General features: G+C 73.0%; 14 protein-coding genes, 3 tRNA genes and 1 pseudogene. 12 read left to right on the forward strand and 6 right to left on the reverse strand.

Annotated elements, in window-relative coordinates; genetic code table 11:
* The first annotated feature begins 45 nt into the window (after positions 1-45).
* Entirely contained in the window at positions 46-1,947 is a 1,902-nt protein-coding gene (gene dnaG / locus ACF1BH_RS14010) for a DNA primase (protein ID WP_391642712.1), read from the forward strand.
* A gap of 398 nt (positions 1,948-2,345) precedes the next feature.
* Positions 2,346-3,515 (forward strand): sigma-70 family RNA polymerase sigma factor, encoded by a 1,170-nt coding sequence (locus ACF1BH_RS14015; RefSeq protein WP_391642713.1) that lies wholly within the window; start codon positions 2,346-2,348, stop codon positions 3,513-3,515.
* A 4-nt stretch (positions 3,516-3,519) separates the two neighbouring features.
* Here ACF1BH_RS14015 and ACF1BH_RS14020 read toward each other — a convergent pair whose 3' ends face one another.
* Positions 3,520-5,004, reverse strand: coding sequence for an FGGY family carbohydrate kinase (locus ACF1BH_RS14020; RefSeq protein WP_391642714.1), 1,485 nt, complete (start codon positions 5,002-5,004; stop codon positions 3,520-3,522).
* An 82-nt stretch (positions 5,005-5,086) separates the two neighbouring features.
* Positions 5,087-5,386 carry a YtxH domain-containing protein gene (locus ACF1BH_RS14025; RefSeq protein ID WP_391642715.1) on the reverse strand — a complete coding sequence of 100 codons (300 nt, stop codon included), beginning with the start codon at positions 5,384-5,386 and terminating at the stop codon, positions 5,087-5,089.
* A 260-nt stretch (positions 5,387-5,646) separates the two neighbouring features.
* On the opposite strand from ACF1BH_RS14025, the gene ACF1BH_RS14030 reads away from it, so the two are divergent.
* The 5 genes from ACF1BH_RS14030 to ACF1BH_RS14050 all read left to right on the forward strand — a co-directional run bounded on the left by ACF1BH_RS14030 (position 5,647) and on the right by ACF1BH_RS14050 (position 7,562).
* Positions 5,647-5,719 (forward strand) — tRNA-Asn (locus ACF1BH_RS14030).
* A 5-nt stretch (positions 5,720-5,724) separates the two neighbouring features.
* Positions 5,725-5,797, forward strand: a tRNA-Asn gene (locus tag ACF1BH_RS14035).
* A 179-nt stretch (positions 5,798-5,976) separates the two neighbouring features.
* Positions 5,977-6,050 (forward strand) — tRNA-Ile (locus tag ACF1BH_RS14040).
* Between the two features lie 541 nt (positions 6,051-6,591).
* Positions 6,592-6,975, forward strand: a complete 384-nt coding sequence (trxA, locus tag ACF1BH_RS14045) for a thioredoxin (RefSeq protein ID WP_030286841.1) — start codon at positions 6,592-6,594, stop codon at positions 6,973-6,975.
* Positions 6,972-7,562 carry a histidine phosphatase family protein gene (locus tag ACF1BH_RS14050; protein WP_391642716.1) on the forward strand — a complete coding sequence of 197 codons (591 nt, stop codon included), beginning with the start codon at positions 6,972-6,974 and terminating at the stop codon, positions 7,560-7,562. Before trxA ends, ACF1BH_RS14050 begins: the two co-directional genes overlap by 4 nt.
* 38 nt (positions 7,563-7,600) lie before the next feature.
* Here the strand turns inward: ACF1BH_RS14050 and ACF1BH_RS14055 are convergent, their stop codons facing one another.
* The 4 genes from ACF1BH_RS14055 to ACF1BH_RS14070 form a co-directional block, all read right to left on the reverse strand.
* Positions 7,601-8,632 (reverse strand): rod shape-determining protein, encoded by a 1,032-nt coding sequence (locus ACF1BH_RS14055; protein ID WP_391642717.1) that lies wholly within the window; start codon positions 8,630-8,632, stop codon positions 7,601-7,603.
* Between the two features lie 148 nt (positions 8,633-8,780).
* On the reverse strand, positions 8,781-9,377 hold the full coding sequence (locus tag ACF1BH_RS14060; RefSeq protein ID WP_391642718.1) for a hypothetical protein: 597 nt from the start codon (positions 9,375-9,377) through the stop codon (positions 8,781-8,783).
* 148 nt (positions 9,378-9,525) lie between these two features.
* On the reverse strand, positions 9,526-10,179 hold the full coding sequence (locus ACF1BH_RS14065; protein WP_391642719.1) for a disulfide bond formation protein DsbA: 654 nt from the start codon (positions 10,177-10,179) through the stop codon (positions 9,526-9,528).
* Positions 10,180-10,290: 111 nt separating this feature from the next.
* Positions 10,291-10,722 carry a MarR family winged helix-turn-helix transcriptional regulator gene (locus ACF1BH_RS14070; protein ID WP_391642720.1) on the reverse strand — a complete coding sequence of 144 codons (432 nt, stop codon included), beginning with the start codon at positions 10,720-10,722 and terminating at the stop codon, positions 10,291-10,293.
* 87 nt (positions 10,723-10,809) lie between these two features.
* Here ACF1BH_RS14070 and ACF1BH_RS14075 point away from each other — a divergent pair, with 87 nt between their 5' ends.
* The 5 genes and pseudogenes from ACF1BH_RS14075 to ACF1BH_RS14095 all read left to right on the forward strand — a co-directional run bounded on the left by ACF1BH_RS14075 (position 10,810) and on the right by ACF1BH_RS14095 (position 18,209).
* Positions 10,810-11,829 (forward strand): NADP-dependent oxidoreductase, encoded by a 1,020-nt coding sequence (locus tag ACF1BH_RS14075; protein WP_391642721.1) that lies wholly within the window; start codon positions 10,810-10,812, stop codon positions 11,827-11,829.
* 267 nt (positions 11,830-12,096) lie between these two features.
* The gene (locus tag ACF1BH_RS14080) at positions 12,097-12,525 is read left to right on the forward strand and encodes an organic hydroperoxide resistance protein (protein ID WP_391642722.1); all 429 of its coding nucleotides are present in this window, start codon (positions 12,097-12,099) and stop codon (positions 12,523-12,525) included.
* Positions 12,526-13,192: 667 nt separating this feature from the next.
* Positions 13,193-14,227, forward strand: a complete 1,035-nt coding sequence (locus tag ACF1BH_RS14085; protein ID WP_391642723.1) for a LacI family DNA-binding transcriptional regulator — start codon at positions 13,193-13,195, stop codon at positions 14,225-14,227.
* Positions 14,228-14,495: 268 nt separating this feature from the next.
* Positions 14,496-16,223 carry a sugar ABC transporter ATP-binding protein gene (locus tag ACF1BH_RS14090; protein ID WP_391642724.1) on the forward strand — a complete coding sequence of 576 codons (1,728 nt, stop codon included), beginning with the start codon at positions 14,496-14,498 and terminating at the stop codon, positions 16,221-16,223.
* A pseudogene (locus ACF1BH_RS14095) lies at positions 16,216-18,209 on the forward strand (substrate-binding domain-containing protein). Before ACF1BH_RS14090 ends, ACF1BH_RS14095 begins: the two are co-directional and overlap by 8 nt.
* Positions 18,210-18,308 lie beyond the last annotated feature (99 nt).

Consider the following 18,308-nt stretch of genomic DNA (forward strand, 5'->3'; position numbering starts at 1 on the left):
GGCCGCCCGGACGGGACTGTCGGTGCCCGGCCGTAGAATTCATGCGTGGCAGGCAGGATCAACGATGACGACGTGAAGGCGGTGCGGGACGCGGTCCCGATCGACGCCGTCGTGTCCGAATACCTCCAGCTCCGCAACGCCGGAGGCGGCAATCTCAAGGGCCTGTGCCCGTTCCACGACGAGAAGTCCCCGTCCTTCCACGTCAGCACCGCCAAGGGGCTCTACCACTGCTTCGGCTGCCAGGAGGGCGGGGACACCGTCGACTTCGTCATGAAGATCGACCACCTCTCCTTCGCCGAGACCATCGAGCGCCTCGCCGCCCAGGCGGGCATCACCCTGCGCTACGAGGAGGGCGGCTACGCCCCCGGCCGCCAGCAGGGCGAGCGCACCCGCCTGGTCGAGGCCCACAAGGCCGCCGCCGCCTACTACATCGAGCAGCTGGACTCGCCGGAGGCCGAGATCGGCCGCCGCTTCCTCGCCGAGCGCGGCTTCGACCAGGCCGCCGCCCAGCACTTCGGCGTCGGCTACAGCCCCGCCGGCTGGGACCACCTCACCCGCTTCCTGCGCGGCCGCGGCTTCACCGACAAGGAGCTGATCCTCTCCGGACTCTCCCAGGACGGCCGCCGCGGCCCCATCGACCGCTTCCGCGGCCGTCTGATGTGGCCGATCCGCGACATCTCCGGCGAGGTCGTCGGCTTCGGCGCCCGCAAGCTCCGCGACGACGACAACGGCCCCAAGTACCTCAACACCCCCGAGACCCCGATCTACAAGAAGGGCCAGGTCCTGTACGGCATCGACCTGGCCAAGAAGGAGATCGCCAAGACCTCCCGCGCGGTCGTCGTCGAGGGCTACACCGACGTCATGGCCTGCCATCTCGCCGGGGTCACCACCGCCATCGCCACCTCCGGCACCGCCTTCGGCGAGGGCCACATCAAGATCCTCCGCAGGCTCCTGATGGACAACGGCTCGGCCCGGGTGATCTTCACCTTCGACGGCGACGCAGCAGGCCAGAAGGCCGCCCTGCGCGCCTTCGAGGACGACCAGAAGTTCGCCGCCGAGACCTACATCGCGATCGCCCCCGACGGTATGGACCCGTGCGAGCTGCGCCTCGCCAAGGGGGACGCGGCAGTCACCGATCTCGTCGAACCCCGCACCCCGCTCTTCGAGTTCGCCCTCCGCCAGATCGTGAGCCGCTACGCCCTGGAGACCCCCGCGGGCCGCGCCGCCGCTCTCGACGAGGCGGCGCCCGTCGTGGCCCGGATCAAGAACAGCGGCGCACAGCACGAGGTCGCCGTCCAGCTGGCCGGGCTGCTCGGCATCCTCGACACCCAGTTCGTCGTCCGCCGCGTCGCCCAGCTGGCCCGCTGGGCCCGCGAGCGCGGCCGCGACGGCGGCGACCAGCCGCGCAGAGCCCCCCGCGGCCAGGCCCCGGCGCCCGAGGCGCCCGCCCCCGGCCTGCGCGGCCCCGCGCTCAACCTCCGCAGCCCCGCCCACCGCGTCGAACGCGAACTCCTCAAGCTCGCCCTGCAACGCCCCGACCTGGTCTCCCCGGCCTTCGACGCCTACGGCATCGACGAGTTCACCGCCCCGCCGTACGCCGTGGTCCGCCGCTGCATCGAGGACGCCGGGGGCGCCGCGGCGCACGACGACGGCTATGTCCAGCGGGTCCGCGAGGCCGCGCCGGACGACACCGTCCGTGCCCTGGTCACCGAGCTGATCGTCGAGCCGCTGCACACCCGCCGAGATCCGGACGAGGCCTACGCGGGCGTCCAGCTCGTCGCCGTCCGCCTCGCCGCGGTCAATCAGCGCGTCACCGAGATCCGCGGCACCCTCCAACGCCTCGGCCCCCAGGCCGACCCGGAACACCTCGCCGCCGTCCAGAACGAACTCTGGGTCCTCCAGCAGTACGGCCAGTCCCTGCGCGACCGGGGCTACGCGGCGCTGTAGGCCGGGCGGGGCCGCGTACCCGGCCCGGCGGCCCCGCTCCCGGCGCCGCCGCCCGGCCCTCGTACGTCCGCCCCGGCCGCGTGACCCGGCCGTTTCCGGCCCCGAGCCCGCCCCGCCGACCCCAGAAGCCTCCCGTATCCCGCACGCCCGGCCGCCGCGCTCCGCACGACGCCCCGGCGTAGCCGGACGGTAACGGAACGAACTCAGAAAGTACTCGCACGCCCCTCGTGGCAGCCCTGTGTCGTACTCCACACTGAGAAGCGGTGCGCGAGCTCGCCGCGCCCCATCCGCTCCCGCGCACCCGCTTCCCGCCCGCGGCCACTCGCGGTACGACGGCCGGCCCGCCGCCGCTCCCGGACTCTGCCGCCCGCGCAGCGAAACCCCTGGAGGTCGCCCCCGTGCAGAGCCAGATCCTCCCCGGGGCGTCCGGCGCCCCGCAGGCCGCGACCGGGACGACCCTGCCGCAGGGGGAGGAGGCCCCGGCCCGCGGCCCCGCCGGCCGCGACAGCCCCCGGCCGGCCCCCCGCGCGGTCCGCGTCCCCGTACAGCCCACCGGCCCCGCCCGCACCGCCCCGCCGGAGACCGGGCACCTCCTGGACGACCCGGAGGCGGCCCCCGAGGACGCCCCCGGCGCACCGCTGCGACCCGAGACGGCGGGCCCGTCCGCCGACCTGTTCCGTCAGTACCTCCGCGAGATCGGCCGCATCCCGCTGCTCACCGCCGCCGACGAGGTCGACCTCGCGCGCCGCGTCGAGGCCGGTCTCTTCGCCGAGGAGAAGCTGGCCCGCACCCCGGACCTCGACTCCCAACTCGCCGGTGACCTCGACACGTTGGTGGTCCGCGGCCGGATGGCCAAACGCCGTCTGATCGAGGCCAACCTCCGCCTCGTCGTCTCCGTCGCCAAGCGCTACCTCGGACGCGGCCTGACCATGCTCGACCTCGTCCAGGAGGGCAACCTCGGCCTGATCCGCGCCGTCGAGAAGTTCGACTACGCCCGCGGCTTCAAGTTCTCCACCTACGCCACGTGGTGGATCCGCCAGGCGATGTCCCGCGCCCTCGCCGACCAGGCGCGCACCATCCGCGTCCCGGTCCACGTCGTCGAACTGATCAACCGCGTGGTCCGCACCCAGCGCCGCATCCTCCAGGAGACCGGCCACGAACCGTCCCACGACGAGATCGCCGCCCAGCTGGGCCTGACCACCGAACGCGTCGCGGAGGTGCTGCGCCTCGCCCAGGAACCGGTCTCGCTGCACGCCCCCGTGGGCGAGGAGGACGACGTCTCCTTCGGCGATCTCATCGAGGACGGCGACGCCCCCTCACCCGCCGAATCCGCCGCCTTCCTCCTGCTCCGCGAACACCTCGACGCCGTCCTGTCCACCCTCGGCGAACGCGAACGCCGCGTCGTCCAGCTCCGCTACGGACTCGCCGACGGCCGCCCCCGCACCCTGGAGGAGATCGGCCGCCTCTTCGGCGTCACCCGCGAACGCATACGCCAGATCGAGTCCAAGACCCTCGGCAAGCTCCGCGACCACGCCTACGCCGACCAGCTCCGCGGCTACCTCGACTGACGCCTCACCCCTCCGGTACGAACGCCTCCGCGGGCGCCGCCGCGGCGAACGCGCCCGGGTACGCCTCCTCCCGCACCGCCGCGTACTGCTGGCGCACCGCCTGGCCCACCGGCAGCTCCTCGCCCGGCTCGAAGACCTGGCTCGCCGCCGCCGGCCACTGCGGCGGCTCCGCGGGACCGCCCGGCTCGGCGGCGGGCAGCGTGCCGTGCGCCGCACCGAGCGCCCACGCCGCCTGCCGCGCCGCGCCCAGCGCCGCGTACTCGGCCGGCTGCGGCACCACGACCTGCACCCCGAAGAGCGCCGGCGCGGCCGCCTGCACCGCGGTCAGCTCCGCCGCCGCGCCCAGCAGGAACACCCGGCGCACCGTCACGCCCCGCCCGCGCAGCACGTCCAGCGCGTCCGCGAGCCCGCAGAGCATCCCCTCGACCGCGGCGCGCGCCAGATGCTCCGGCTTCATGCTCTCCCGGCGCATTCCGTGCAACGACCCCGCGGTGTGCGGCAGATGCGGCGTCCGCTCCCCTTCCAGGTACGGCAGCAGCACCATGCCGTACGCGCCGGGCGTCGACCGCAGCGCCAGTTCCGACAGCCCCTCCAGGTCCGTCCCGAGCATCTCGGCGGTGCCGCGCAGCACCCGCACCGCGTTGCTGGTGTGCACCACCGGCAGATGGCGGCCGGTCGCGTCGGCGAACGAGGTGATGGTGCCCTCGGCGTCGACCAGTGCCTCGTGGTGGATGCTGAAGACCGAACCGGACGCGCCCAGCGAGATCACCGCGTCGCCGACGCCCACCCCGAGCCCGAACGCCGCCGCCATCGTCTCGCCGGTACCGGCGGAGATCAGCAGCCCCTCCGGGGTGAAGCCCGCGGTCCCCCAGGGGCGGAGCACCTCCGGCAGCCGTACCTGGTGCCCGAGCGCCAGCTCCACCAGGTCGGGCCGGTACTCCTCGGCGGCGGCCGACCAGAATCCGGTGGTCGAGGCGCCGCCCCGGTCCGTCGTCCGCCGCGCCGGGCGGCCCAGCAGCTGCCAGGCGAGCCAGTCGTGCGGCTGCATGACCTCGGCGATGCGGGCGGCGTTCGCCGGTTCGCTCCGCGCCAGCCAGCGCAGCTTCGTCACCGGATGTGCCGCCTGCGGCACCGCCCCGACGGCCTGCGCCCACGCCGCCCGTCCGCCCAGCGAGTCCGCCAGATCGGCCGCGGCGCTCTGCGCCCGCTTGTCGTTGCCCACCAGCGCCGGCCGGACGAGCCCGCCCTCGGCGTCCAGCGGTACCAGCCCGTGCTGCTGCGCCGAGACCCCGATCGCCTGGACGCCTTCGAGCAGGCCGTTCCCGGCGGCCTCACCCAGTGACATCAGCCACGCCTGAGGGTCGACCTCGGGCCCTTTCTCGGCGGGGTGCGGCGCGTACCCCCGCCTGATGACGGCACCGGTATCGGTATCGCAGACCACGATCCGTGTGCACTCGGAAGAACTGTCCAACCCGGCGACTTTCCCCATGGCTCCAGATGATGCCCCATCCGGAGGGCCCGGGACGCCTCAGGGTTTGGGATGGCCGCCACGGGGAAGAGGGCGCGCCCCGTCAGGTGTTGCTCGTGCCCCAGTCGTCCAGGTCGGCGTCGCGCTGCTCACGCAGCGAACGGACCCGGTCGGTGACCGCCTGCGGCATGCGGTGCCCGACCTTCGCCGACACCGTGTCGAACGCCTTGGTCGCCGCCTGCCGGCCGCCCAGCGCGGCGCTCTCGGCGGTGTTGCGCACCGCGGGGTTCTCCGCGACCCGCCGGGCCGCTTTGCGCAGCTGCTCGTACCGCTCCCGTCCGGCCCGCGTGCCGAGCACATATCCGACGGTCAGTCCCGCGATGAACGTGAGCCGGTAGCGCATCGCTCCACCCTTTCCTGTCGTCGGCGGTGGGCCCGCCGGGAGGGCTCCCGCGGCGCCGCCCGCCGATGGCGTCCGGTCGCGTCCGGTGCCGGTGCACCGGACCTGTGGGCTGTGCCGCGCGCCTGCCCTGCGGGGCCGGTGATCGCCTCTGGCGATACCGATTGGCGGAGCACCCCCCTGCTTGCGCTAATGTATGTGTCGCAGCGAGCGCACGCCGTCCGGAGTTCCGGTCGACGAAGCATTCGAGGCACACGCAGCATTCCCCTGTAGCTCAATTGGCAGAGCAGCCGGCTGTTAACCGGCAGGTTACTGGTTCGAGTCCAGTCGGGGGAGCGCGATCCCCTGTAGCTCAATTGGCAGAGCATTCGGCTGTTAACCGGAGGGTTACTGGTTCGAGTCCAGTCGGGGGAGCACCGGCGAAGAGGACCCCGAAAGGGGTCCTTTTCCGTATGCGGGGAACCGAAAGCCCCACGGGTGAAGTCCTGTTGACCGTGCACAGTCGCCGGACGGCAGCCCACACGGGCAACAGATCGTATGAGCGGCTATGCTGCGGCAGACGGCGCGCACAAATGTGCGCGGCGCGCCGTGTGGGGGCGGTAGCTCAGCCGGTCAGAGCAGCGGACTCATAATCCGTCGGTCGTGGGTTCGAGCCCCACCCGCCCCACCGCGCGGCAGGGACGTCACACCGTTCCTACCTGCGGGAACGTAAGAGCGTGGGCCGCCACTCCGTAGTGGCGGCCCGCACTCACCCGCTCAGACCAAGATCCGGTGGACGCGGAGCGGCGCCTGGTGCGTCGTGATCCCGGACGGTCCGCGCAAGCCCCGAATTCTCTGAGTGATCTCCGTCGCCTCGCGCCTCACCGCGATCATCCCCTCGTCGCCACGGGGCGCTCTGCCGAGCCATGAGGGATCCCGTCGGGGTCCTCGAAGGGGGAAGGGCGCCCGCACACGCCCTCGCCGGGGAGAGGGACCGGGGCGCGGCCCCCGGGAGCGTCCGGAATGATCTTGCGCGTGCGGCCCGGAGGGCACCCGCCAAGTGTGCTGCGTGCCACGTCAACCAGGTGCCGCCGGGATGTCTAGGACGCCGCGCCCTGGGCAGGGGAGCGGGACGGTCCGGCGTGCGGAATACGGTGCGGGGTGATCTCGTTGCCGCAGCTGGATACGGACCGGACATACACGTACAGAGCCGCAAGCAGGGAGCCCGCATGAGCACCGTAGAGCTGACCAAGGACAACTTCGACGAGATCGTCTCCGGCAACGATTTCGTCCTCATCGACTTCTGGGCCGAGTGGTGCGGCCCGTGCAAGCAGTTCGGCCCGGTCTTCGAGCGGTCCTCCGACAAGCACGACGACCTGGTCTTCGCCAAGGTCGACACCGAGGCGCAGCCCGAGCTGGCTCAGGCGTTCCAGATCCAGTCGATCCCCACGCTGATGATCGTCCGTGACAACATCGCCGTGTTCGCCCAGCCCGGGGCGCTGCCGGAGGCCGCCCTGGAGGACGTCATCGGGCAGGCCCGCGGTCTGGACATGGACGAGGTCCGCGCTTCGGTCGCCGAGGCACAGCAGGCCGAGCAGGCGCAGGAGAAGTGAGCGAGCTGCTGCTGGTCCGGCACGGCGAGACCGAGTGGAGCAGGGACGGCCGGCACACCAGCTGGACGGATCTGCCGCTCACCGCCGAGGGCGAGGAGCAGGCCCGCGCCCTGCGGCCCCTCCTCGCCCGCCGGCGGATCGCCGCCGTCCGCGTCAGCCCGATGGCCCGGGCGCGCCGCACCGCGGAGCTGGCCGGACTGGACGGCGCGCGGACCGACGAGGGTCTGCGCGAATGGGACTACGGCGGCTACGAGGGCGTCTCGACGCCCGACATCCAGCGGGAGCGGCCGGACTGGTTCCTCTTCACCGACGGCGCCGTCCCGGGGCCCGACGGCCATCCCGGGGAGTCCCCCGAGGAGGTCGGGGCGCGCGCGGACGCGGTGCTGGCGCGGGTGCTGCCGCTGCTGGAGCGGGGAGACGGGGATGTCGCGCTCGTCGCACACGCGCATTTCCTGCGGGTGCTCACCGCCCGCCGGCTCGGCCTGCCGCCGTCCGCGGGGGCGCTGTTCACGTTCGGGACCGGCGCCGTCGGCATCATCGGCACCGAGCACGACCGGCCCGCCGTGGTGGCCTGGAACGCCCGGTAGCCGCGGCGCGTCCGGCCGTGCCCCGACGGGGTGCGGGGTCAGGGCGCCATCGGGTCGAGGTGCATCGGCTCGACCTTGCCCTCGATCATGGCGCCGAGCCCCTGGACGGCGCAGGTGTCGGGCCGGTCGGCGATGTGCACCGGCACCGTGGTCGCCTCCCGGATCATCGACTCCAGGCCCGGGATCAGGGCGCTGCCGCCGGCCAGCATGATGCCGCGTTCGCCGAGGTCGGCGACGAGGTCGGGCGGGCAGCGGCGCAGCACCGCCCCGATGCCGTCCAGGATCGCCGTCAGCGGCGTCGCGATGGCGTGCCGGACCCGCTCGGTGTCCACCTGCACGCACCGCGTCGTCCCGCTGACCACATCGCGGCCGTGCACCTCGGTCGGCCCGGAGGCGAGTCCCCCGGCGCCGGCGAGCATCAGATGCAGCGGCCGCACCGCGCGGCTGGCCAGGTGGACCTCGTGGTGCTGGCGCAGATGCTGGATGACGGCGTGGTCGATGGCGTTGCCGCCCACGGCCACGGTCTCCGCCGCCACGATCGACCCCAGGGAGAGCACCGCGATCTGGGTGGTGCCCGCCCCGCACACCACGATCATGGTCGCCTCGGGCTGTTCGACGGGTAGTCCGCAGCCGACCGCCGCGGCCACCAGCGTGTCGACCAGCTCCACGCGCCGCGCCCCCAGCCCGCTCAGCGTCTCCACCGCGGCGCGCTGCGCCAGCGGTTCACTGCCGAACGGCTGGCAGACCGCGGCCCGCATCGTGGGGCGCCGCCGCCAGGTCCGGCGCAGCTTGTTGCCGACGAGATGCCGCAGCAGCCGCTGCGCCATGTCGATGTCGACCACCGTGCCGTTGGCGACCGGCCGGACGACCCGGATGTACTCCGGCGTCCGGCCGTCCATCACCGCGGCGTCGCTGCCGACGGCCAGCAGCGCGCCGGTACGGACGTTCACGGCGGCCACCGTCGGCTCGTCGACGATCAGCCCCTGGTTCTTGAGGTAGACCCGGGTCCGGGACGCTCCGATGTCGACGGCGACCGAGCAACGGCGCAGCTGGGCGAGGCTGATGGTCATGGAAGATTCCTCCCCTGTGGGCCGGTACGGACGGAGCGTCGCGAGGAGCACTCCCAGCCATCCTGTGGCGGCCGTCCGCCCGCTGCGCGTTGGGGAGGTCCGGTCGGGGGACGTACCGGTGCCCGCGGGAACGGGCCCCGGAGCGGCGTCAGCTCAGCCGGCGCTGGAAGAGGCCCCAGGTGAACTCCAGGACCGCGGGGCGGAGTTCGCCCGCCGGGTCGGGGACGGTGGCCCGCAGGTTCCAGCGGTTCGGGGCGTCGCCCTCCAAGGGGCGGGCCGGGGCGAAGGCGCGGGCGGCCTCGTCGACGGTGCAGGACCAGGGGGTGAGGTCGTCGGCGGTGCGCAGCAGCGGGGCGGCGGCGCCGGGCGCGCGGACCAGCCAGGCGTTCCGGACGGCGCCGCCCGGGTCGGTGAGCACCTCGAACCGCAGATCGGGCCAGAGCGGCACCGGCCAGCGCAACGCCTCGCAGGTCAGATCGCCGATGCGGTGGGTCGTGACGGTCTCCGGCGTACCGAGCAGCGCGCGGTAGGGGCGTGCCCCGGTGCGCGCCCCGGGTGCGTGCAACCGGGCCTGCCACCGCTTGTTCGCCTCCCGCTGCCGGGCGCGGTCCACCCCCAGCTCCCGCAGCGCCGCCTCGACGAGGCCGGGCTGGTGGTCGGCCATCCGCCGCAACAGCACCAGCTGGAACGCGAGCGGACCGGGCAGCGTGCCGGAGGAGCCGGAGTTCGGGTTCATGGGAGCCATCGTCGTACAGGGCGGGGCGCGGCGGGCGGACGCCGGCGGGCATGCCGGCGCGGTGGTGCGGTACGGGAGTTGGGGAGGGGGCTGCGGGGGAGTGGCGGTGCGAGGGCCGGGCGGTGGCCCCGGCCGTCGCACCGCCCGGCCGTGGCCGTCAGCTGAAGTCGAACTCCCCGGTGCGGGTCCGCTTCAGCTCGAAGAACCGGTCGTAGCCCGCGAGCAGCCGGGCGCCGTCGAAGACCCGTACCGCGTCCTCGCCGCGCGGGATCGACATCAGGACCGGCCCGAAGAACGCCACCCCGTCGATGTGGATGGTCGGTGTGCCGACGTCCTCGCCCACCGGGTCCATGCCCTCGTGGTGGCTCCGGCGCAGCAGTTCGTCGTAGCGGTCGGTCTCGGCCGCACCGGCCAGTGCGGCGGGCAGCCCCACCTCGGCCAGCGCCTCCCGGATCACGTTCTCGGTGTCCTCGCGGGCCTCGTTGTGCAGCCGGGTGCCGAGCGCGGTGTACAGATCGCGCAGCACCTCCTCGCCGTGCCCGGCCGCCGCGGCGATGCAGACCCGGACCGGGCCCCACCCCGCGTCCAGCAGTTCCCGGTACTTCTCCGGCAGGTCCTCGCGCCCCTCGTTCAGCACGGACAGGCTCATGACCCGGAACCGCAGGTCCAGGTCGCGGTGGCGCTCGACCTCCAGGATCCACCGGGAGGAGATCCAGGCGAACGGGCAGATGGGGTCGAAGTAGAAGTCGACGGTGTGGCGGGCGCCCCCGGGCTGCGGGGTGCGGTCTTCCGGGGCGGTGATCTCGGTCATGGGCTCAGGCTATGCCGCGGCGCGGTGCGGCGCCCGGGCCACTTTCCGTCCGCGCCGGTGGGCCACCGTCCGCCGCCGTCCGCCCGGGGCGGGCCCGGTGGCGTGGACCGCTCACTCCGGGGCGGTGCCGAGCATCCGCTGGAGCAGCTCCTTGAGCAGCGTCCGCTCGGTGACCGTCAGGCGGCTCAGCGGCTCGCGCGCGAAGTTCAGCGAACCGCGCAGCGCCTCGGCGGTGCGTCTGCCCTCGTCCGTGGGCGCGGCCAGCTTCACCCGGCGGTCGGCGGGATCGGGCCGCCGCTCGACCAGCCCGCGGGACTCCAGCCGGTCGACGATGCCGGTGATGTTCGACGGCTCGCACTTCAGGCGCTGCGCTATCCGCCGCATCGGGAGCGGCTCGGCGGCCAGCAGGCTGAGCACCCGGGCCTGTGCGCCGGTGAGGGAGTGCCGCGACGCCGCGTGCTCGTACTCCTCGTGGTAGCGGGCGACGACGGTGCCGATGAGATCGACGACCTCGACGGTCAGGTGGTCTGCGCGCGGAGTCATGCCCACAGGATACCCAATTGCTTGACAGCATGAAATATTCAGAGGCATGGTTGTTTCAGTTACTGAAGCATCAGGAAGGATCGCGTCATGTCCGCACTGCCCACGACCGGCCGTGAATGGCACCTCGTCGCCCGCCCGCACGGCTGGCCCACGCCGGACGACTTCGCCCTGCGCGAGGCAGCGGTGCCCGAGGTCGGCGAGGGCCAGATCCTCGTCCGCACCCGGCATTTCTCCGTCGACCCGTACATGCGCGGCCGGATGAACGACGTGAAGTCCTACGTCCCCCCGTTCCGGCTGGACCACCCCATGGACGGCGGCGCGGTCGGCGAGGTCATCGCCTCGCGCTCCGACGCCGTGGCCGTCGGTGATCACGTACTGCACGGTCTCGGCTGGCGGGAGTACGCGGTGCTCGACGCCGAGCGCGCCGCGAAGGTCGACCCGTCGCTGGCCCCGCTGAGCGCCTACCTCGGCGTGCTGGGGATGCCCGGTCTGACCGCCTACGCGGGCCTGCTGGAGGTGGCCTCCTTCAAGGAGGGGGACGCGGTCTTCGTCTCCGGCGCGGCCGGCGCGGTGGGCAGTGAGGTCGGCCAGATCGCCAAGCTCAAGGGCGCGTCCCGGGTGATCGGCTCGGCCGGTTCCGACGAGAAGGTCAAGCTCCTCGTCGAGGAGTACGGCTTCGACGCGGCGTTCAACTACAAGAACGGCCCGGTCTCCGAGCAGCTCAAGAAGGCCGCACCCGACGGCATCGACGTCTACTTCGACAACGTCGGCGGCGACCACCTCGAAGCGGCCATCAGCTCCCTCAACGTCCACGGCCGGGCGGCGATCTGCGGCATGATCTCGATGTACAACGCCACCGAGCCCACCCCCGCCCCGCGCAACCTCGCGCTGGTCATCGGCAAGCGGCTCCGCCTCCAGGGCCTGCTGGTCGCCGACCACAGCGCGCTGCAGCCGCAGTTCGTCGAGGAGGTCTCCGGCTGGATCCGGTCCGGTGCGCTCAAGTACCGCGAGACGGAGGTCGTCGGCATCGAGAAGGGCGCCGAGGCGTTCCTCGGCCTCCTCCGCGGCGAGAACACCGGCAAGATGATCGTGACCGTCGCCGACTGACCTGCCTCCGGGTCCCTCCGCGGACGTTGCCGGGGCCGTGCGTCGACGTGGTCGGCGTACGGCCCCGGGCCTGCGAACTCGGCGCGCTGCGGCGGGTGATCGGACCGCCCGGCCCGCCGCGGGCCGGGGCGACAGGTATCGGCCGGTGTCGCCGGGCGGGATCGGCTTTACCGGCTCGTCATGTCATGCCTACAGGCGGACCGTTAGGCTCGGGGCAAGCCGTCGCGATCGTGGGCGCGAGTCGCGACGAACCACAGGAGGATTCACATGTCCATCCAGCCGGTCGAGGTCGTCTACACCGCCGTCGCCACCGCCGAGAACGGCCGCGACGGCCGCGTCTCCAGCGACGACGGCAAGCTCGATGTCATCGTCAACCCGCCCAAGGAGCAGGGCGGCAGCGGTGCGGGCACCAACCCGGAGCAGCTGTTCGCCGCGGGCTACAGCGCCTGCTTCCAGGGCGCGCTCAGCGTCGTCGCCCGCCGGGAGAACGCCGACGTCTCGGGCTCCCGCGTCACCGCCCATGTCGGCATCGGCAAGACCCCGGCCGGCGGCTTCGGCCTCAAGGTCGAGATCTCCGCCTCGATCCCCCACGTCGACGCCGCCACCGCCAAGGACCTCATAGAGAAGGCCCACCAGGTCTGCCCGTACTCGAACGCCACCCGCGGCAACATCGAGGTCACGCTGACGCTCGCCTGACCTGGGCCGTTGCTGTACGGGCCGCTGCCTGTTACCTGCAACTCGCCGACCCTGCCGGGCGGTAGGGGCGGCGGAGCGGTGCGGCGGTAGGGCGGCAGCGGTAGGGCAGCAAGCGGACCTGAAGGCCGCTTCCGTATCCGTACGGAGGCGGCCTTCAAGGTTTTCCGGTGCGGGGCGACGTGGCCTCAGTGACCCTCCTTCGTAGGGGAGTTGATGGATGTCGCGCCATGCCGTGCCCGTGCCATGTCATGCCTGCCTCTCCTCAACGGTGCGGCATTCTCGGCCCCTTTGACTGCGCCTCACCGAGTACGCCTTTGGTGCGGTGGTGCGGTGGTGCGGTGGTGCGGCCGCGTACCTGGCCTGCTCCCGCCGCGTCGGCCGGGGCGTCGGCATCGGTGATCGTCCAACCGCGCGCCCAGCCATACGGCCGGCCGTGCGCCCAGCCGCGCGCCCGCCTCGCGTCGCGGCCCTCCCGGATCCTGCTCTTCCCGGCGCGCCCTGCCGCCCTCGCCCGGCTGCGAAGGGTGCCCGCACCGCCCGAAGCGTCCGTCCTTACGTGATGCAGGCCACGCTGCCACCGTCTTGACGAAGCCCTTGTGTAATCGATTTCGTAGCCCCCGAGAAATCGATTACACGTCGATCGCACGCAGAGGATGGAAACGGCGCCATGGCGAACATCAAGGACGTGGCGGAACGGGCAGGGGTCTCGGTCGCCACCGTGTCACGGGTGCTCAACGGGAACGGTCCCGTGGCCGAGACCCGGGAGCGTGTGCTCGCCGCCGTGCGGGAGCTGGGGTATCGCCCCAACAATGTCGCCCGGGCCCTGCGCACCGCGCGGACCGGCACCCTCGGGCTGGTCATCGGCGATCTCACCAATCCGTTCTTCACCGAGCTGGCCGACGCCGTCGAGGACGAGGCCCGCAGCCTCGGCTACAGCCTGGTCATCGGCAACGCCGGGGAACGCCCCGAGCAGCAGGACGACTACATCCGTACGCTCCTCGACCGGCGGATCGACGGACTGCTGGTCAGCTCGGCGGGCACCGGTTCCGCGATGCTCGGCGAGGTCGTCACCTCCGGCACGCCGCTGGTGCTGCTGGACCGGATCGTGCCCGGCATCGACGCCCCGTGCGTACGCGCCGACGGCCGGGAGGCCCTCACCGCTCTCGCCGCACACCTCGCCGCCCTCGGACGCCGCCGCCCCGCGATCATCGTGGCACCGGCCGGAACGCCCACCGGCGACGAACGGCTGCGGCAGTTCCGTACCGCGCTCGCCGCCCACGGCATCGCGCTCCCCGACGCATGCGTCGGCGCCACCCCGGACCTCCAGCCCACCGGTGGCCGCGCCGTGATGCGTGCCTTCCTCGATCTTCCCGAGCCGCCGGACGCGGTGCTGGCGACCGACAACCTCATGGCGCTCGGCGCGATGGACGAACTGCGCGCACGGGGGTTGCGCATCCCCGAGGACATGGCGCTGGTGGTCTACGACGAGGTCCCGTGGTTCCGCCACACCGACCCGCCGCTGACCGCCATCGCCCAGCCCACCCGCGAACTGGGACGGGCCGCCGTGCACACCCTGCTCGCCCGTATCGAGGGACGGGAGGCCGAATCGGTGCTGCTCCCGGCGCGGTTGGTGGCCCGCCACTCGTGCGGTGAGCCGACCGGGAGCCGGGTGCCCGTGCCCAGCCCCGCCGATGCCGTATGAGTCGGCCGTCCCGCACACCTCCGGGCTGACCGAGCACCCTCGGCCGACCGCCCTCCGGGGCGCCCCGGTCCGACGGCGGTCCGGAGCGTTCCACCCCCGCCGCGTCGCCGGCCCCCGTTCCGGGAAGGCGCCGGCGGGCGGCCGGTGAACGCCCGGAGGCACCATCCGGACCGGGCGCCCCGAGTGTGCCCCCGTCCACCTGTATCCCACCCCCACCACCCGAGCACGAGAAACCCGAGCACCACACCCGAGGAAGAGAGGGCAGCGCATGACCGGCGTCAAAGACGACGTACCGGGCGGCCGCGAACTGCTGCGCGTCGAGGGGGTGACGAAGTCGTTCCCCGGCGTGCGCGCGCTGGACGGCGTGGACCTGAGCCTGCGCTCCGGCGAGGTGCACGTCCTGCTCGGCGAGAACGGGGCGGGCAAGAGCACCCTGATCAAGATGCTCTCCGGCGCCCACCGCCCCGACCAGGGACGCATCCTCGCCGCCGGAGGCGCGGACGGCAGCGCCGACGGACTCCACGAGGTGCACATCCGCTCCGCCCAGGACGCGGAACGGATCGGGATCGCCACGATCTACCAGGAGTTCAACCTCGTCCCCGGCCTGACCGTCGCCGAGAACATCTTCCTGGGGCGGCAGCCGCGCACCGCGCTCGGACTCGTCGACCGGAAGACCATGCGCAGACGCGCCGCCGAGTTGCTGCGCCGGGTCCGCCTGGACATCTCCCCGTCCACCCCGGTCGCCGAACTGGGCATCGCCCGGCTCCAGATGGTGGAGATCGCCAAGGCGCTCAGCCTCGACGCCCGCGTCCTGATCATGGACGAGCCGACCGCGGTCCTCACCTCCGAGGAGGTCGACACCCTCTTCGGCATCGTGCGGGAGCTGCGCGCGGACGGCGTGGGCGTCATCTTCATCACCCACCACCTGGAGGAGATCGGCGCCCTCGGCGACCGCGTCACCGTCCTGCGCGACGGCCGCTCGGTCGCCGAGGTCCCGGCCACCACCGACGAGGACGAGCTGATCCGGCTGATGGTCGGCCGTGACATCTCCGAGCAGTACCCGCGCCGACGGCCCGGCTCGCCGGGCGCGCCGCTGCTGCGCGTACGCGGTCTGACCAGGCACGGAGCGCCCAGCAGCAAGGGCGCGCCAGCCCGTCCCGTCTTCGCGGGTATCGACTTCGAGGTGCGGGCGGGGGAGGTGGTCGGCCTCGCCGGACTCGTCGGCGCGGGCCGCACGGAGGTCGCGCGGGCGCTCTTCGGCGTGGACCGCTATGACGCCGGGACCGTCGAGATCGACGGCAAGGCGCTGGCCCCCGGCGACGTACGGGCGGCGATGCGCGCGGGGCTCGGCCTGGTGCCGGAGGACCGCAAGGGCCAGGGACTGGTCCTCGACGCGTCGTTGCAGGACAACCTGGTGCTGGCCCGGCTGGACCGGGACACCCGCGGCGGGTTGGTCGACCGGCGCGGGCAGCGGCGCGAGGCGGCCGCGGTCGCCGCGCAGCTGAAGGTCCGGATGAGCGGTCTGGGCCAGAGCGCCCGCACTCTCTCCGGCGGCAATCAGCAGAAGATCGTGATCGGCAAGTGGCTGCTGACCGAGACCCGGCTGCTGATCCTCGACGAGCCGACGCGCGGTATCGACGTCGGCGCCAAGGTCGAGATCTACCAGCTGATCAACGAGCTGACCGCGGCCGGCTGCGGGGTCCTGATGATCTCCAGCGATCTGCCCGAGGTGCTCGGCATGAGCGACCGGGTGCTGGTCATGGCCCAGGGCCGGATCGCCGGTGAGCTTCCGGCCGGAGCGGCCACCCAGGACGCGGTCATGGAACTGGCCGTCCAGGCCCCGACCACCGGGAGCCGGACCCCCGCCGAGGCGACGAAGCCGACGGCCGACGGTCCCACCGCGGCGGCCGCAGCGGTCGGTCCCGACTCGTCCGCCACCCCGCAGAACCCCATGAAAACCCCTGGTCAGAGCGCGATGGAGGGCTCCGATGACTGAGTTGCTGAAGACCCCGGAGGAGACACCTCCGGCCCTGGACGCGAGCCGGGGCGCCGCGCTCGGCGGATGGTTCACCCGGGCGGTCCTGAAGAACGGCCCGCTGGGCGGTCTGATCGCGCTCGTCGTGGTGATGGCCGTGCTGTCCAAGGACTTCCTCAACGGCCAGAACCTCCTCAACGTCGGCGTCCAGGCATCCGTCACCGCGATCCTCGCCTTCGGCGTCACCTTCGTCATCGTCTCCGCGGGCATCGATCTGTCCGTCGGCTCGGTCGCCGCGCTGTCCGCCACCGTCGTCGCCTGGGCCGCGACCAACGAGGGACTGCCGGTGTGGTGCGCGGTCCTCCTCGGCCTGGCGGTCGGTGTGGCCGCGGGGCTCGTCTCCGGCGCGCTCGTGGCGTACGGCAGGCTGCCCGCGTTCATCGCGACGCTGGCGATGCTGTCGGTCGGCCGTGGCCTGGCGCTGGTCGTCTCCGGCGGTACGCCCATTCCGTTCCCCTCCTCGGTCAGTGCGCTCGGCGACACCCTCGGCGGCTGGTTGCCGGTCCCCGTCCTCGTGATGATCGCGATGGGGCTGATCACCGCGGTGATCCTGGCCCGTACGTACACGGGCCGGGCGATGTTCGCGATCGGCGGCAACGAGGAGGCGGCCCGTCTCTCCGGCATCCACGTCAAGCGCCGCAAGCTCGTCATCTACGCGCTCTCCGGCCTGTTCGCGGCGGTCGCCGGTATCGTGCTGGCCGCCCGGCTCACCTCCGCGCAGCCGCAGGCGGCGTCCGGGTACGAACTCGACGCCATCGCCGCCGTCGTCATCGGCGGTGCCAGCCTCTCCGGCGGCTCCGGCAAGGCGTCCGGCACCCTCATCGGCGCCCTGATCCTCGCGGTGCTCCGCAACGGCCTCAACCTGCTGAGCGTCTCGGCGTTCTGGCAGCAGGTCGCCACCGGTCTGGTCATCGCCGTCGCCGTCCTCCTGGACACGCTGCGCCGCCGGAGCGCCCGATGAGCGCCCGGAACGCGGTGCCCGAAGGCGGCCAGGCGCAGCCCCGTACGGGGCGGGCAGGCGCGGGCCGCCGGCGGGGCGTGCGGTGCGCGGTGGCCGCCGTGGCGGCCGGGCTGACGCTGGGGCTGGCGGGCTGCGACCGCGGTGGCGACACCGATCTGGGCCTGGCGCTCTCCACACTCAACAACCCGTTCTTCGTCGGCATCAAGGAAGGCGCCCAGGCGGAGGCGGACGCCCGGGGGTTGCACATCAACATCACCGATGCGCAGAACGACCCCACCCAGCAGATCAACCAGATGGAGACGTTCACCAGCCAGGACGTCAAGGCCGCCATCATCAACCCGGTCGATTCGGATGCGGCGGTACCGGCCGTCGGCGTCGCCAACCGGGCGGACGTCCCGGTCATCTCCATCGACCGTGGTGTCAACGGCGGCAAGGTCGGCTCCACGATCGCCTCCGACAACGTCGCGGGCGGCCGCCTCGCCGCGAAGACGCTCGCCGAATCGCTGGGCGGCAAGGGCAAGGTGGCGTTCCTGGAGGGCCAGCCCGGGACGTCCGCGGCCCGCGAGCGAGGCCAGGGCTTCGAGGAGGGCATCAAGAAATACCCCGGCATCCAGGTCGTGGCCCGCCAGCCCGCCGACTTCGACCGGACCAAGGGCATGGACGTGATGGCGAACATGCTCCAGGCCCACCGCGACATCGGCGGGGTCTTCGCCGCCAACGACGAGATGGCGCTCGGCGCGTCCAAGGCGCTCGGGGCCCGCTCCGGCAAGGAGGTCAAGGTCGTGGCGTTCGACGGCACCCCCGACGGCGTGACGGCCGTGCGCCGGGGCACACTGACCGCGACCGTCGCCCAGCAGCCCGAACTGCTCGGCAGGAAGGCGGTGGACTGGGCGCTCAAGGCCGCCCGCGGTGAGAAGCTGCCGGCCTCGGTGAAGGTGCCGGTCGTCCTGGTGTCGGCAAAGAACGCGGCGTCGTTCGACGGCTGACCGGACCGCGGCCCGCGCCGCCCGGGCGGCACGGGCCGCGGCTGCCCGGTGGCCCGCGAACCGCCACCGGGCAGCCCGGCAGGCAAGATTTTCACGACG

It is taken from the genome of Streptomyces sp. NPDC014733, assembly GCF_043083385.1.
Lineage (GTDB): Bacteria > Actinomycetota > Actinomycetes > Streptomycetales > Streptomycetaceae > Streptomyces.

Bases quoted from the DNA above. Each gene is read 5' to 3' on its own strand.
- ACF1BH_RS14020 (WP_391642714.1), bottom strand. From the start codon at position 5,004: ATGGGGAAAGTCGCCGGGTTGGACAGTTCTTCCGAGTGCACACGGATC.
- ACF1BH_RS14025 (WP_391642715.1), bottom strand. From the start codon at position 5,386: ATGCGCTACCGGCTCACGTTCATCGCGGGACTGACCGTCGGATATGTG.
- trxA (WP_030286841.1), top strand. From the start codon at position 6,592: ATGAGCACCGTAGAGCTGACCAAGGACAACTTCGACGAGATCGTCTCC.
- ACF1BH_RS14055 (WP_391642717.1), bottom strand. From the start codon at position 8,632: ATGACCATCAGCCTCGCCCAGCTGCGCCGTTGCTCGGTCGCCGTCGAC.
- ACF1BH_RS14060 (WP_391642718.1), bottom strand. From the start codon at position 9,377: ATGGCTCCCATGAACCCGAACTCCGGCTCCTCCGGCACGCTGCCCGGT.
- ACF1BH_RS14065 (WP_391642719.1), bottom strand. From the start codon at position 10,179: ATGACCGAGATCACCGCCCCGGAAGACCGCACCCCGCAGCCCGGGGGC.
- ACF1BH_RS14070 (WP_391642720.1), bottom strand. From the start codon at position 10,722: ATGACTCCGCGCGCAGACCACCTGACCGTCGAGGTCGTCGATCTCATC.
- ACF1BH_RS14075 (WP_391642721.1), top strand. From the start codon at position 10,810: ATGTCCGCACTGCCCACGACCGGCCGTGAATGGCACCTCGTCGCCCGC.
- ACF1BH_RS14080 (WP_391642722.1), top strand. From the start codon at position 12,097: ATGTCCATCCAGCCGGTCGAGGTCGTCTACACCGCCGTCGCCACCGCC.
- ACF1BH_RS14085 (WP_391642723.1), top strand. From the start codon at position 13,193: ATGGCGAACATCAAGGACGTGGCGGAACGGGCAGGGGTCTCGGTCGCC.
- ACF1BH_RS14090 (WP_391642724.1), top strand. From the start codon at position 14,496: ATGACCGGCGTCAAAGACGACGTACCGGGCGGCCGCGAACTGCTGCGC.